Origin of the sequence: Pseudomonas sp. UBA5666, from assembly GCF_002420785.1 — a bacterium.
GTDB lineage: Bacteria > Pseudomonadota > Gammaproteobacteria > Pseudomonadales > Pseudomonadaceae > Aquipseudomonas > Aquipseudomonas fulva.
On the sequence record NZ_DIIQ01000041.1, the window covers coordinates 55,986 to 69,366 of the forward strand.

General features: G+C 60.5%; 13 protein-coding genes and 1 tRNA gene. 10 read left to right on the forward strand and 4 right to left on the reverse strand.

The window, feature by feature from the left end:
* Positions 1–52: 52 nt before the first annotated feature.
* From pal to B2Y33_RS17275, 7 genes are all read left to right on the forward strand, one after another.
* Entirely contained in the window at positions 53–556 is a 504-nt protein-coding gene (gene pal / locus B2Y33_RS17245; protein WP_023536326.1) for a peptidoglycan-associated lipoprotein Pal, read from the forward strand.
* Between the two features lie 6 nt (positions 557–562).
* Positions 563–1,369, forward strand: a complete 807-nt coding sequence (gene ybgF / locus B2Y33_RS17250) for a tol-pal system protein YbgF (RefSeq protein WP_028687384.1) — start codon at positions 563–565, stop codon at positions 1,367–1,369.
* 174 nt (positions 1,370–1,543) lie between these two features.
* Positions 1,544–2,191, forward strand: a complete 648-nt coding sequence (gene queE / locus B2Y33_RS17255) for a 7-carboxy-7-deazaguanine synthase QueE (protein WP_206405711.1) — start codon at positions 1,544–1,546, stop codon at positions 2,189–2,191.
* A 15-nt stretch (positions 2,192–2,206) separates the two neighbouring features.
* Positions 2,207–2,881 (forward strand): 7-cyano-7-deazaguanine synthase QueC, encoded by a 675-nt coding sequence (queC, locus tag B2Y33_RS17260; RefSeq protein ID WP_181073803.1) that lies wholly within the window; start codon positions 2,207–2,209, stop codon positions 2,879–2,881.
* Positions 2,882–2,942: 61 nt separating this feature from the next.
* Positions 2,943–3,018: transfer RNA gene (locus B2Y33_RS17265), tRNA-Lys, on the forward strand.
* A gap of 345 nt (positions 3,019–3,363) precedes the next feature.
* Positions 3,364–3,915, forward strand: coding sequence for a hypothetical protein (locus tag B2Y33_RS17270; RefSeq protein WP_225806674.1), 552 nt, complete (start codon positions 3,364–3,366; stop codon positions 3,913–3,915).
* Positions 3,916–3,937: 22 nt separating this feature from the next.
* Entirely contained in the window at positions 3,938–4,315 is a 378-nt protein-coding gene (locus B2Y33_RS17275; RefSeq protein ID WP_027914223.1) for a hypothetical protein, read from the forward strand.
* A 44-nt stretch (positions 4,316–4,359) separates the two neighbouring features.
* Here the strand turns inward: B2Y33_RS17275 and B2Y33_RS17280 are convergent, their stop codons facing one another.
* A complete protein-coding gene (locus tag B2Y33_RS17280) occupies positions 4,360–5,154 on the reverse strand; it encodes an alpha/beta fold hydrolase (protein WP_241194936.1) in 795 nt (264 codons plus the stop codon).
* 226 nt (positions 5,155–5,380) lie between these two features.
* Between B2Y33_RS17280 and B2Y33_RS17285 the strand changes: the two genes are divergently transcribed.
* Positions 5,381–6,166, forward strand: a complete 786-nt coding sequence (locus B2Y33_RS17285; RefSeq protein ID WP_049696433.1) for an EAL domain-containing protein — start codon at positions 5,381–5,383, stop codon at positions 6,164–6,166.
* A 10-nt stretch (positions 6,167–6,176) separates the two neighbouring features.
* Here the strand turns inward: B2Y33_RS17285 and B2Y33_RS17290 are convergent, their stop codons facing one another.
* Both B2Y33_RS17290 and B2Y33_RS17295 read right to left on the reverse strand, forming a co-directional pair.
* Entirely contained in the window at positions 6,177–7,136 is a 960-nt protein-coding gene (locus B2Y33_RS17290; RefSeq protein WP_027914226.1) for a cation diffusion facilitator family transporter, read from the reverse strand.
* Positions 7,137–7,148: 12 nt separating this feature from the next.
* A complete protein-coding gene (locus B2Y33_RS17295) occupies positions 7,149–8,504 on the reverse strand; it encodes an APC family permease (protein WP_027914227.1) in 1,356 nt (451 codons plus the stop codon).
* Between the two features lie 431 nt (positions 8,505–8,935).
* Between B2Y33_RS17295 and B2Y33_RS17300 the strand changes: the two genes are divergently transcribed.
* Together B2Y33_RS17300 and nadA are read left to right on the forward strand one after the other, a co-directional pair.
* On the forward strand, positions 8,936–10,447 hold the full coding sequence (locus tag B2Y33_RS17300) for a YdgA family protein (RefSeq protein WP_028687392.1): 1,512 nt from the start codon (positions 8,936–8,938) through the stop codon (positions 10,445–10,447).
* Positions 10,448–10,672: 225 nt separating this feature from the next.
* The gene (nadA, locus tag B2Y33_RS17305; protein WP_206405709.1) at positions 10,673–11,731 is read left to right on the forward strand and encodes a quinolinate synthase NadA; all 1,059 of its coding nucleotides are present in this window, start codon (positions 10,673–10,675) and stop codon (positions 11,729–11,731) included.
* Positions 11,732–11,877: 146 nt separating this feature from the next.
* Here the strand turns inward: nadA and B2Y33_RS17310 are convergent, their stop codons facing one another.
* Positions 11,878–13,314: a M48 family metalloprotease gene (locus tag B2Y33_RS17310; RefSeq protein ID WP_027914231.1), complete on the reverse strand. Its 1,437-nt coding sequence runs from the start codon at positions 13,312–13,314 to the stop codon at positions 11,878–11,880.
* Positions 13,315–13,381 lie beyond the last annotated feature (67 nt).

Genomic DNA, 13,381 nt, shown 5'->3' on the forward strand with positions numbered 1-13,381 from the left:
GCGGCGTAATACGTTTTGCTTAACACACTGGGGTTTCATTAGGAGTTTCACGATGGAAATGCTGAAGTTTGGTAAATTCGCTGCGCTGGCTCTGGCCATGGCTGTGGCTGTAGGTTGCTCCTCCAAGGGCGGTGACAACGCAGGTGAAGGCGCTGGCGCCGTTGATCCGAACGCTGGCTACGGTGCCAACACCGGCGCAGTCGACGGTTCCCTGAGCGAAGAAGCCGCTCTGCGCGCAATCACCACCTTCTACTTCGAATACGACAGCTCGGACCTGAAGCCAGAAGCCATGCGCGCTCTGGACGTTCACGCCAAGGACCTGAAAGCCAACGGCAACCGCGTTGTCCTGGAAGGCAACACCGACGAGCGCGGCACCCGCGAGTACAACATGGCTCTGGGTGAGCGTCGTGCCAAGGCCGTTCAGCGCTACCTGGTTCTGCAGGGCGTTTCCCCTGCTCAGCTGGAAGTGGTTTCCTACGGCGAAGAGCGTCCAGTTGCTACCGGCAACGACGAGCAGTCCTGGGCTCAAAACCGTCGCGTAGAACTGCGTAAGTAAGTTCCTATGCGTAAGTGCCGCCGTGCAGTAACCGTCCTCGCACTCAGCCTGCCCCTTTCGGCGTGGGCTGCAGTCCCTGTAGTAGATGACAACACAGGCAGCTATCCGCCTGCGGGTTATGGCACGAGCGGCGCCTATGCCGGGTCAGGGGCTTCGGCCCCTGCCTCTGCACAGGGCCAGCTGTTCATGCAGCTGCAACAGATGCAGGATCAGCTTTCCCGCCAGCAAGGCATCATCGAAGAGTTGCAAAACGATGTGTCTCGCATGAAGCAGGAAAACCTGGAGCGATACCAGGACCTGGACCGTCGCATCAACAGTGGCGCCGCGCCTGCCGCGACCCCTGACAATTCTTCCGCCGGTGGTGCCTCTGGCGCCGCCGCGGGGGCTGCAGCCGGTGCTGCTGCCCAACAACCGGCCGCCAGTAGCGAGCCCGGTGATCCGGCCAAGGAAAAGCTCTACTACGATGCCGCCTTCGACCTGATCAAGCAAAAAGACTTCGACAAGGCCAGCCAGGCGTTCAACGCCTTCCTGCGCAAGTACCCCAACAGCCAATATGCCGGTAATGCACAGTATTGGCTGGGCGAAGTGAACTTGGCCAAAGGTGACCTGCAGGGTGCAAGCCAGGCGTTCGCTCAGGTAAGCCAGAAGTACCCCAAGCACAGCAAGGTGCCAGACTCCTTGTACAAGCTGGCCGATGTCGAGCGTCGTCTCGGTCACACGGACAAGGTGAAGGGTATTCTCCAGCAGGTGGTGACCCAATATCCGGGCACATCGGCTGCGCAATTGGCGCAACGAGACCTGCAAAAGCTGTGAAGTGATGCGGCGCTTGCCTGCCGTTCGAAAGAAACCCGCGCCTGGCGCGGGTTTTTTCGTTAGAATCACCGCCCTTTTTTCGTAAACACGCTGTCACGGATAACGCTATGTCGAGTCCGTGCCAGTGCCTGACGGAGGCGGGCAGCCTGTTTTGCTGTCACGCCCGTGGCGATCATGCAAGATACATTACGCATCACCGAAGTCTTTTACTCATTGCAGGGTGAAACACGAACGGCTGGGCTGCCCACGGTATTCGTGCGGCTCACCGGTTGCCCCCTGCGCTGCCAATACTGCGACAGCGCCTATGCCTTCAGTGGCGGCACACTGCGCAGCCTCGATTCGATCCTTGAACAGGTGGCTGGCTTCAAGCCGCGCTATGTCTGCGTGACGGGCGGTGAGCCCCTTGCCCAGCCTAACGCCTTGCCCCTGTTGCAGCGCTTGTGCGATGCCGGTTACGAGGTTTCGCTGGAAACCAGCGGCGCGCTCGATATCGCCGGCACCGACACCCGTGTCAGCCGCGTCGTCGACCTGAAAACCCCGGGTTCGGAAGAATCGCACCGCAACCGCTATGAGAACATTGAGCAGCTGACGCCCAACGACCAGGTCAAGTTCGTCATCTGCTCTCGCGAAGATTACGACTGGGCGGTGTCCAAGCTGATCCAGTACAACCTGGCCGAGCGCGCCGGCGAAGTATTGTTCTCGCCGAGCCACCACCAGGTGAGCGCCACTGACCTGGCTGACTGGATCGTTGCCGACAACTTGCCTGTCCGTTTCCAACTTCAGCTGCACAAGCTGTTGTGGAACGACGAACCTGGGCGCTGAGCAAGAGAGTGAGACATGACTGATAAACGCGCAGTAATTCTTCTGTCCGGTGGCCTGGACTCGGCCACGGTAGTGGCCATGGCCAAGGCCCAGGGCTATGCCTGCTATACCATGAGCTTCGATTACGGCCAGCGTCACCGCGCCGAGCTTAACGCCGCTGCACGGGTCGCCCAGGACCTGGGCGTGGTAGAGCACAAGGTGATTGGGCTGAACCTGGATGGCATCGGTGGCTCGGCCCTGACTGACAGCAGCATCGATGTGCCGGAAACGCCGGGCGAGGGTATCCCGGTGACCTACGTGCCAGCGCGCAACACGGTGTTTCTGTCGCTGGCGCTGGGCTGGGCTGAAGTGCTGCAAGCCCGTGACATTTTCATCGGGGTCAACGCCGTGGATTATTCCGGCTACCCGGACTGCCGCCCCGAGTTCGTCGAAGCTTTCGAGCGCATGGCCAACCTGGCCACCAAGGCAGGCGTCGAAGGGCAGGGTTTCCGCATTCAGGCACCCTTGCAGAACATGAGCAAAGCCCAGATCGTCCAGGCCGGCGTGGCGCACGGGGTCGACTATGGCCTGACCGTATCGTGCTACCAGGCTGATGACGACGGGCGTGCTTGTGGCAAGTGCGACAGCTGCCGCCTGCGGGCTGAGGGCTTCAAGGCAGCCGCCGTGGCGGACCCGACGCGCTATTTTTAAGAAAGTTTACCGAGGGGTGTTGATTTCTCTATAGAAATCAGTATTATACGCGCCATCCAACGGGTCGTTAGCTCAGTTGGTAGAGCAGTTGGCTTTTAACCAATTGGTCGTAGGTTCGAATCCTACACGACCCACCATCTTCGCAGCGGTTGCGAATACTTCAGCTAGACCACAGGGTCAGCGCCAAGTCTAGCAACCGTATGAATCGAGCAGTCAGCTCGCTTCTGTGTGAAATCTGTACGAAAAGCCCGCCCTTATCGGCGGGCTTTTTCGTTTCTGGTCAAAGCGCTTGGCCTATGGCCTGCCTGGCAGAGACTCTGCCTTTTTCACAGGCAGTGTTCTACATGCAAGTGCCCTCTGATGAAGTCTCAACGGGCGACTCCCTAGTGCAGGTGTACTAGATAGCCCTTTGCCCAATACTGCGGATGGGAAAATTCTCTGTCTAAGTAATGGCAGAGAGATGGCCAGTCATGCGCTCCCCAGTGAAACACCTGCTGTCGCTTGCACTCCTGTTAGGCGCCTTACCCGTCCACGCGGACAATGCCCCGAAGGGCGACTACTGGGTCGTTCATCATCAAGCCAGCCTGGGCAAGAGCAAGGCATACCTTGTAGACGGCGACCCCGGAAACATCTACGAGCGCCCCGGCGGCGTCAAATCCGTCGGCGTCTATCTGTTTGACCAGCAGCCCGGCAAGCCCGATTTCACGGTCTACGACGTCGAAGTCGACTGCAAGAACAAGCGGGCTCGTGTCACAGGAGCGCTCGACTTCAGCAGCGTGGCCAATACCTTGCGCAAGGCCAAGTTCTCCAACCAATGGCAGGGCGATCAACAACCGTGGTTGGCGCAAAGCCGTGATTTCATCTGTAAGCCAGCTGAGCGCCAAGCCCTCAAGATGGAGCACTTGGGCGTAATGTCAGCTTCGGAGTTGAGCCGCTCTGGCCCGAAGCTATTCGAGATACTGACACGCGAGGCGCTCAGGGCCGAGATCATCAGGCAGATCGATGACGCCTTCACTCAGATGCCTGCCAAGTAACTGTCCACCAAGGAGAGAAGCCATGATCCGTCTGCTTGTGTTATGCCTGGGCGCTGTCCTGCTTGGCGGATGCTCGTCGCTGGAGGCAACCAGTGCATGGAAAGGCCGCCCGGTCGGCGAGCTGATCGATTACTTTGGCGTGCCCAGGGTCATCATGGTGGCGCCTGATCAGGACATGGTGGTGCTCAGGTACGTGCGCGACAGCACGTATATTTCCCGGGAGGCTGCGGGCACCTATACCGGCCCTGAAAATGGCCAATTGGTGCACCGCGAGTATTGGCAGGATGTCGAGCACTCAGGCAGTTGCGAGATCAACGTTTTTGTCGACAGGGCGCACGTGGTGCAGAAAGTCAGGGCCAATGGTCGCTGTGCGGTCATTGACATGGCGCCCAAGGCGTAGCCCGGCAGTGGGAGGCAGGCACCGGGCGAATGCTCGTTGAGCGATTACCGATTTCGCCCCCCTTCATCATTGATTAAAAAAGCTTCCATCACAGGCAATAGCCATTGCGGATGCGTTTCATGAGGTGAATGATCAGCCAGTGCCAAGTTCAACAGCTGCGCCCCAGGCACTTGCTCTACCAACTCCAGTGCATTGGCTCGTGAAACCAGGCGATCACGATCGCCACGCACCACCAGCAATGGCGCGGTAATGCCCCCGACGCTGGCTGCGGGATAGCCGTGCTCACTGTCATCTAGCCACAACCCTCGGACGGCCTCCAGCAACCTTGCAAAGTCCGGTTGCGGGTTGATCGCCTCATAGCGAGCCACATCGTCGGCAAACAGGCCGCGCCACTTCGCGGCGGTGATGCCTTCGTACAGGGCCCGCGCAGGGTCGTTCTCTCCCAGCGCCCAGTGAGCCCCAATGGTGACGAGTTGATCGACCGTGACGGCCTGCGAGGCGGCCATGCGCAGCGCGACGATTCCGCCATCGCTGTGCCCGATCAGGGTGACGCGTTCAAGCGCCAGGTGATCGATTACCCGCTCTACGTCGTGCTGCATGCGCGCATAGGTGAGTGGTGCGCCGCCTAGGGTAGACATGCCCTGGCCGCGGCTGTCGATGCCGATCACACGCCAACGGCGGGCCAAGTGCGGGGTGATGGCATTGAAGCTTTCAATATGGCCAAGGCCGCCATGTAGCAGGATCAACGCGGGTGCGTCGGCTGCACCCAGTTGTTCGTAGTAAAGGCGTGCATCATCGACGGTGAGGTACTCGCCGCCCCGGTGGGTGAAGACAGTCATGTCGAAGTTGTCCATGTCGTCAGATGTTAGATCGGGCGACAGTGTACCGAGTTGCCCACTTGAGCCCAATAAATCCAACCTATCGGGGCTTTTTGTCGGGTCATCAACCTTGCGCACCGCACCTCTCGCCAGCCATGCTGTCAAATTGCCAACAACGCTGTTTTGACGTTCTCACGATCGTGTTATCCCAGCGCTACTTTCTCTTCATCAAGCTGCCGGAGACACCATGGCCGATTTGATCTTTGCGCAGCCTTTCGAAGCTGTAGGTTGCAAGCAATGCCGTGAGATGGCGGACCTGGGGTTCGGCATCACAATGGCCTTTCAACCTATCGTTCACCAGCCTTCGGGTAAACCCTACGCCTACGAGGCGTTGGTCAGAGGTGTCGGGGGGGAGGGGGCTGCGCAGGTGCTGGCCAAGGTCACACCCGATAACCTGTATCGCTTCGACCAGGCTTGCCGGGTCAAGGCCATCGAAAAAGCCTCCGAGCTTGGGCTCAACCGTGTGCAGGATTGCAAGCTCAGCATCAACTTCCTGCCCAACGCCGTGTACCGCCCCGCCACCTGTATCCGCGCGACGCTCGAGGCCTCCAGGCAGTTCGATTTTCCGGCCGACAGGCTGATTTTCGAAGTGACCGAAGGCGAACGGGTCGAGGACACCGAACACCTGAAGTCCATTTTCCGCGAGTACGACCGGCAGGGCTTCACCACGGCCATTGACGATTTCGGCTCAGGCTATTCGGGCCTGAACCTGCTTGCCGAGTTTCAACCGGACCTCCTGAAGCTGGACATGGCGCTGACACGCAACCTTGGCGCCGACCCGGTGCGTCAGGCGATCGTGGCAGGCATCGTGCTGGTGGCGCGGCGGCTGGACATTCTGTTGGTCGCTGAGGGCGTGGAAACAGCAGCCGAGTGCCAGGCGTTGGCCGCGCTGGGTATCGAGCTGATGCAAGGTTACTATTTTGCCCGCCCTGAAATCGAAGCGCTGCCGCTGATCGAACGCCTGCGTGGCTGAGTCCTGATGCTCATTCGGCCCACTCGGGGTCGCCGGTAAATACGACCGTCAGCCAGCGATTGGGCCCTTCGCCGCCGATGGCCTCGCCGATCTCGTTGCGCCAGGCATCCCACTGCTCGATGGTCTTGGCCGCCATCTGCGGCGGCACGATGAAGTACAGCTCAATCTCCCGCGAGCGCCCCACCTTGGCCACATAGGCGCGGTAGGACTGCAGGCCATGGCGTTCGACGAAGGCCTGCGCAACCGCGTCTACGTGCTGCTTGAGATCGCCCGGCGTGACGAGAAAGATATCCGCCAACGCCTGGCGAACGACCGACATTGGCAAGGGTACGATCACCAGGCAGACCAGTGCCAGCACGGCCGGGTCGATGTAGGGCGATACCCATTCAAGCGATGTGCCCTGCACGGCATAGCCAAAGCAGAAGGCGATCAACAGCGCCGCCGTGATGCTGGCGGACATCACCCAGCCCTTCACGTCCATGGCGACGAAGTCCGACCGCAGCTTGCGGTTGGCCTTGCCCTCGATCACCGCGATGCTCACGCAGGCGGTGACGGTGAGCGCCGCATAGACCATGGCGATACCAAACTCCAGATGACGTCCACCTTCCAGCAGGCTGCTCACAGCGTTGATCAGGGCGTAGATGGCAACACCGCTGAGCAGGATGCCATTGAGTGCCAGCACCATCGGTTCCAGGTGCCAGAAGCCCATGGTGAAGCGCTCGCGCAGTTTGCGCGACATCTGCAGGCTGCTGGCATGGGAAGTGATCAGCCTGACCACCATCAACGACAGCCCGCTCATGCTGGCATCCACCAGCGAGTAGACGCCGTCGAACACGATGGAAAACGAGCCCGATGCCAAGCCAAAGGCAATGCCGATGCTGGCGATGAACAGGGTGACCGCGATCGAGGTGCGCAGCAGGCCCTGCTCACTGGTGATATCGAAGAAACCGGGTGGGTTTGAGCTGTGCATGGTCGGTACGCGTCATCCCTCGGCGATACAGTTGGGCGGCGCCGCTCTGAACGCCTTGGTCAACCAGGCCAGGTACACCAGGCCCAGCGTGGCCCAGACCCCGCCGAACAGCAGCGAGTGCATGTTCAGGTCCAGCCACAGCGAAACGATGATACAAAAGCCTGTGGTGGGCAGTACCAGGTACTTCAGCTGGTTGGCCAGCCCTCGGCGATTGCCCTCTCGCAGGTAGCAGTGATTGATTACCGACAAGTTGACGAAGCTGAACGCCACCAATGCACCGAAGTTGATGATGGAGGTGGCGGTGACCAGGTCGAAGAAGATGGCCGACAGCGAAATCACCCCCACCACGGCAATGTTCAGTACGGGTGTCTTGTAGCGTGAATGCAACCGCGCAAAAACGCTCGCGGGTATGACCTTGTCACGGCCCATTACATATAGCAGGCGCGACACGCTGGTCTGCGACGCCAGCCCCGAGGCGATGGTGTTGATCACCGTGCACGCGATGAAGACCGACTGGAACAGCTTGCCCCCGACATACAAGGCGATCTCAGGCAGCGCCGCTTCCTGATCGTGAAAGCGTGCCATGGTGGGGAAGTAGGCCTGAATGAAGTAGGAAACGGTGATGAATACAACGCCGCCGATCAATGCCGTGAGGAAGATGGCCCGCGGTATGGTTTTGGCTGGGTCGCGCGTTTCCTCGGACAGGCACGTGACCGCATCGAAACCCAGGAATGAGAAGCACAGAATGGTTGCACCAGCGGCCAGGGCGCTCAGGTGGGTCTGCTGGTCGGCGAAGGGCAACAGGCTCCATGCGGTGCCCAGGCCTTCGCCCTGGTCCAGCCCGCGTACACACAGGTAGATGAACACCGCGATGATCGCCACCTGCACGCCAACGAACAGCAGGTTGAAATGCGCAACCAGATTGATGCTGCGCATGTTGATCAGGCTGATCAGGGACACGAAGGCCACGACCCAGACCCACTGTGGCACCTCGGGGAACATGGCAGACAGGTACAGTTTGGCCAGCAAGGCGTTGACCATGGGCAGCAACAGGTAGTCCAGCAAGGAAGACCAGCCTACCAGGAAGCCCACGTGTGGATTGATGGCACGTTGGGTGTAGGTGTAGGCCGATCCCGACTGGGGAAAGCGCTTGACCAGGGTTCCGTAGCTGACTGCCGTGAACAGGATGCCGGCCAGGGCCAGTATATAGGCGCTCGGTACGTGCCCAGCGGTGATGCCTGACACGATGCCGAAGGTGTCGAACACGGTCATGGGCGTCAGGTACGCCAGGCCAATGATGATCACATGCCACAAACGCAAGGTCTTGCGCAGTTGGCCGGCTTCGGGTGCGTTGGGTTCAGGCTGCATGCTGACGGGGCTCCTGGGCGAGGGCTTGAAAGACAGGCACAGCGAAGGGCGCAGGCAGCAGCGGCGAGCGGGTGGGCTCCATATTGTTCACCTTTATGTTGGAGCAGCAGAGGCGTGACTGGATCACGCAAGTGATCAAAATAAAAAACGATAGGGTCTTGGGTGTCAAGTTAAACATGACAAGGTGTTTCGAATGCGCGATTTTTATCGATAAAACCGCAAACTCAAGCGTTTCTAACGTCGTTTTTGTGAATGCAAATGACATAAGCGTGTTCGTAAAAATTGACATCTTTGAAGTGGGACTGTCCAACGGGCCGCCCTGCCTTTCCAGTGGCGCGGCCGCCAATCATCCTGGCCTTCGGTGATATGCTGCATTTTCCTGGCTGCGCAGGCGATGTGCGAGCCTTTATGGACATCAATCGGTTTAATTCATGACGAAGACTTCAGTAGCAATCCTGTCCGGCGTAGCGGTGGCCGTTGTCGCAGTGGTCGTTGGCGGAGCCTGGTACACCGGCAAGCAACTGCCGGGTGAGCTGGACCATGCCTTGGCCCTGAGCAACGCGCAGCTGCAAAAGTCACTGGTGAACACAGGTGGTAGCGTACGCATCGAGTTGGTATCGCTGGACCAGCGTTGGTTCAGCAGCACGGCACACTACCGTGTGATCGCTCGCGATGTGCATGCCAACAGCCAACAGGTGGTAAATTTTGATGTAGGCGTGACCGATCAGATCGAGCACGGCCCGTTCCCATGGTCTCGCGTCAAGACCCTCAGGTTGTTGCCAGTGTTGGCGCTGAGCAATACCACGCTGGACAAGGACGAAGTCACGGCGCCTTGGTACGCAGCAGCCGGTGACCGCGTGCCGTTCAGCGCCCAGACCAGCATGGGGTACGGCGGCAGTGTCGACAGCCAGGTTCACCTGGCGCCGGTCAAGCTCGACGATGCCAACGGCACCAGCCTGGCGTTCTCGGGCATGGAACTTGGGGTCAGCGGGGATCGCGATGGCAAGGATTCGCGCTTCCATGGCGAGGCCGACCACTTCCTGATGAAACTGGTAAGTGAAGACCAGCCGCCCGTCATCTTTGAACTCAATGGGCTGAAGTTGGGTGGCAAGCTGGCGGCGACTGCGCATGACAACCTGTTCACGGGCAACGCTGACCTGTATCTGGCAGAGACCAAGGTCACTCTCGGGCCCAGGCAACAGGCGCTGGTCATCAAAGGGGGCGAGCTCAGTACCCTGCAAAGCCTCGAAGGCCCCGACACCTTTGGCGGGCGCGTTGAATACAAACTCGGGGACATCACTTGGGATGGGCGAGCGGTCGGTAAGGCCCAGATGATCGTCGGCTTCAAGTCCATCCATGCGCCCGCGCTGCAAGCGCTGAGCAACTGGTATGCAGCGCATTTGCCTGAGTTCGAGGCCGCGGCAACTGCCGGGCAGTCGGCGCCACAGATCAACATGACCGAAGCCGAAAAGGCCAAGTTCCAGGGCGACTTGCGCACGCTGCTGGCGGCAAAACCCAAGGTGGCGCTCGAAGACTTGAGCCTCAAGACCGCCAATGGCGAGAGTCACTTCAATGTGGCAATGGACTTCGATGCGCCGTCTTCCTTCGACTTGCCACAAGATCAGGCGCTAAAGCAGATGGTGACGCAGGTCACCGGCAAGCTGTCCTTGTCCAAGCCGATGCTAGGGGACCTGGCCACCTTGCAAGCGCTGCTCGACGGTCAGACCGATGCCCAGGCCATCGCTACGCAGTCTGGCCAGGCAGGGGAAATGGTCGGTTTGATGGCCGTGCAAAGCGGCCTGGCCACGGTGGAGGGCGATAAAGTGATCAGCGCGTTGCACTACGCCGATGGCATGGTTGATTTCAACGGCCAAAAAATGACGCTCGAAGCCTTTGCCGCGTTCGTTAACACGCAGCTGGCAATGCTCTCGCCGCAGCGCTGACAGCCCGGCGCTACCTGCCCTTGGGCCGCTGGCGCGAGGGCAGGTATGGGTTGGATAAAAACCGCTTTAGAAATCTCGGGTTTCTCTGTAGCCTTCGGCCTCCATAATAATCCGCGCCCGCAGAGGGCCGTGGCGGCCTGCGCCGTCCGGCGCCCTTAGCCGATCTGTCAGGGCCGGGTGATACACTCGATTTGATGCGCGCACGCGCCTGCAGGTCCAGCGATCATGACCCAGATTTCCGAACGCTTGTTGGTTCAGGCTCACCTTGACGCCAAGCAGCCCAATCCGCTGACAGACGAGCAGCAGGCCGAATACCGTGCGGCCATCGCTGCCGAGCTCAAGGCGCAAAATGCCGTGCTGGTTGCTCATTACTACTGCGACCCGGTCATCCAGGCCCTGGCGGAGGAAGCCGGCGGCTGTGTGTCCGACTCGCTGGAAATGGCTCGTTTTGGCAAGCAGCACCCTGCCGAGACCGTGATCGTGGCAGGCGTGCGCTTCATGGGCGAAACCGCCAAGATTCTTACGCCCCACAAGCGCGTGCTGATGCCCACCCTCGAAGCGACCTGCTCGCTCGACCTGGGTTGCCCCATCGAAGAATTCTCTGCCTTCTGTGACCAGCACCCCGAGCGTACCGTGGTGGTTTACGCCAACACGTCCGCTGCCGTGAAGGCACGGGCCGATTGGGTGGTCACCTCCAGTTGCGCGCTGGAGATCGTCGAAAGCCTGATGGACAATGGCGAGACCATCATCTGGGGCCCCGATCAGCATTTGGGTCGCTACATCCAGAAGCAGACGGGTGCCGACATGCTGCTGTGGGACGGTGCCTGCATCGTTCATGAGGAGTTCAAGTCGCGTCAGCTCGCCGACATGAAAGCCCTGTACCCGGACGCTGCGGTGCTGGTCCATCCCGAGTCGCCGGAGTCGGTGATCGACCTGGCGGATGCCGTGGGCTCCACCAGCCAACTGATCAAGGCTGCCCAGACGCTACCGAACAAAACCTTCATCGTCGCCACCGACCGCGGCATCTTCTACAAGATGCAGCAGCTGTGCCCGGACAAGGTATTTGTGGAAGCCCCCACCGCCGGTAACGGCGCGGCCTGCCGCAGCTGCGCCCACTGCCCGTGGATGGCGATGAATACGCTGGAGCGCGTGCTCGATTGTCTGCGCAATGGCGGCGACGAGATCTTCGTCGACCCAGCCTTGGTGCCCAAAGCCATCAAGCCGCTGAACCGGATGCTGGATTTCACCCAGGCGGCCAGGTTGAAGCTTTCCGGGAACGCGTGAGGCAAGCGCTGGCTTAAACGCTCATGTTGGCGCAATTACCCTCGTAGAAAAACCTCTATAGGAGCGGTCCGGCGCCCCGGCGAGACCGCTCCCACAGGCGGGCTGCTAAGCCTTGTGAGCGGTTCCGCTCCAGCTCCTAGAACGCCTCAGCGTCCCATCATCTCCCGCACCATGCGCTGCTGCTCCAGGACCTCTCGCTGGCGCTGGTCGATCTGCGAAGCCAGCGGGAAATTCCCCCCAGCGCGGCGCTTGGCATAGTCGAGCTGCTGAATGGCCTGATCGAAGTCCCCCACCAAGGTGAAGTATTCCGCACGCGCCCGGTGCAGGCCGATGGTATTGCCTGATAAGCCTCGCACCTCGGCCATGTCGTACCACACATCCGGATCATCCGGGCGGCTCTTGATGAGGTCGTTCAATACCTGCTCCGCCTCGGCCGGCTTGTTCTGCTTGACCAACAGGTCGGCGCGCACCTGCTTGAGCGGGTAATTACCCGGGTACAGCCCCTGCATACGCTCGGCCCGCTGCTGTGCATCGGCCAGGCGATTGTTGGTGATATCCAGGTCGATCTGCGCCAGGTTGTAGGTAATGTCATTGGGCGCCTTGGCCAGCAGCGGCTTGAGCATCTCCCGAGCCTCGTTGAGCTGACCACCCTTGATCTGTGCCAGCGCCAGCCCATAGCGCGCCGCATCGAGCTTGGGGTCTTCGTCGAGCTGGGCACGAAAACGCTTGGCCGCAAGCCCCGGCGTACCCTCATACGTCAGCGCTACCCGGGCACGGATCAGCTGATAGCGCAGGCTGTCTTCCACACCGCCTTTCGGCGCCTGCTCGGCTCGGTTACGGGTGTCGGCGATACGCGACTCGGTTACCGGGTGCGTCAGCAGAAATTCCGGCGGCTTGGCGTCGTAACGGTACTGACGCGCCAGGCGTTCGAACATGGTCGGCATGTTGCGCGGGTCGTAGCCAGCCTTTTCCAGGTTCTGGATGCCGATGCGGTCAGCTTCCTGCTCGTTTTGCCGGGAGAACCTGCGCTGTTCCTGAATCGCTGCCGCCTGGGTGCCGGCAATCATGCCGATGCCGGCATCCCCCGCGCCACCGGCCGCCAGCACGATACCAGTAAGCAACGCCGCCATCATCGGCAATTGCATGCGCTGCTGTGCCTCGATGCCCCGGGCGAAGTGACGCTGGGACAAGTGCGCCAGTTCGTGCGCCAGTACCGAGGCGTACTCGCCCTCGGTCTGCGCATTGAGGAACAACCCGCCGTTGACACCCACGATGCCGCCTGGCGCTGCAAACGCGTTGAGTTCGCGGCTGTCGATCAGGATGAATTCCAGGCGACGGTCCTGCAACTGGCTGGTTTCGGCCAGGCGGTACACGCTGGTCTCCACGTAGTCCTTGAGCTGCGGGTCGTTGAGCTGGTTGACCTGGCCGCGCAACAGGCTCAGCCAGGCGCGGCCAAGCTGGTGCTCCTGCTGGGGCGAGACGATCGCCGAACTGGCGTCACCCAGCGACGGCAGGTCGTCAGCATGGCCAGGCAGGGCCATCAGGCAGGCCAGCGTCAGCAGGGTAGGGCGCAGTAGATTCATGCACGAAGCTCGCGTCGGTCAAAGATTGCTACTGTAGCGGGCTCACACGTTGGCGACCAGTGGCGCT

Excerpts from the sequence above, each read along its gene's own strand:
- nadA (WP_206405709.1), top strand. The coding sequence starts at position 10,673 with ATGACCCAGATTTCCGAACGCTTGTTGGTTCAGGCTCACCTTGACGCC.
- B2Y33_RS17290 (WP_027914226.1), bottom strand. The coding sequence starts at position 7,136 with ATGCACAGCTCAAACCCACCCGGTTTCTTCGATATCACCAGTGAGCAG.
- ybgF (WP_028687384.1), top strand. The coding sequence starts at position 563 with ATGCGTAAGTGCCGCCGTGCAGTAACCGTCCTCGCACTCAGCCTGCCC.
- B2Y33_RS17285 (WP_049696433.1), top strand. The coding sequence starts at position 5,381 with ATGGCCGATTTGATCTTTGCGCAGCCTTTCGAAGCTGTAGGTTGCAAG.
- pal (WP_023536326.1), top strand. The coding sequence starts at position 53 with ATGGAAATGCTGAAGTTTGGTAAATTCGCTGCGCTGGCTCTGGCCATG.
- B2Y33_RS17280 (WP_241194936.1), bottom strand. The coding sequence starts at position 5,154 with ATGACTGTCTTCACCCACCGGGGCGGCGAGTACCTCACCGTCGATGAT.
- B2Y33_RS17310 (WP_027914231.1), bottom strand. The coding sequence starts at position 13,314 with ATGAATCTACTGCGCCCTACCCTGCTGACGCTGGCCTGCCTGATGGCC.
- queE (WP_206405711.1), top strand. The coding sequence starts at position 1,544 with ATGCAAGATACATTACGCATCACCGAAGTCTTTTACTCATTGCAGGGT.
- queC (WP_181073803.1), top strand. The coding sequence starts at position 2,207 with ATGACTGATAAACGCGCAGTAATTCTTCTGTCCGGTGGCCTGGACTCG.
- B2Y33_RS17295 (WP_027914227.1), bottom strand. The coding sequence starts at position 8,504 with ATGCAGCCTGAACCCAACGCACCCGAAGCCGGCCAACTGCGCAAGACC.
- B2Y33_RS17300 (WP_028687392.1), top strand. The coding sequence starts at position 8,936 with ATGACGAAGACTTCAGTAGCAATCCTGTCCGGCGTAGCGGTGGCCGTT.
- B2Y33_RS17275 (WP_027914223.1), top strand. The coding sequence starts at position 3,938 with ATGATCCGTCTGCTTGTGTTATGCCTGGGCGCTGTCCTGCTTGGCGGA.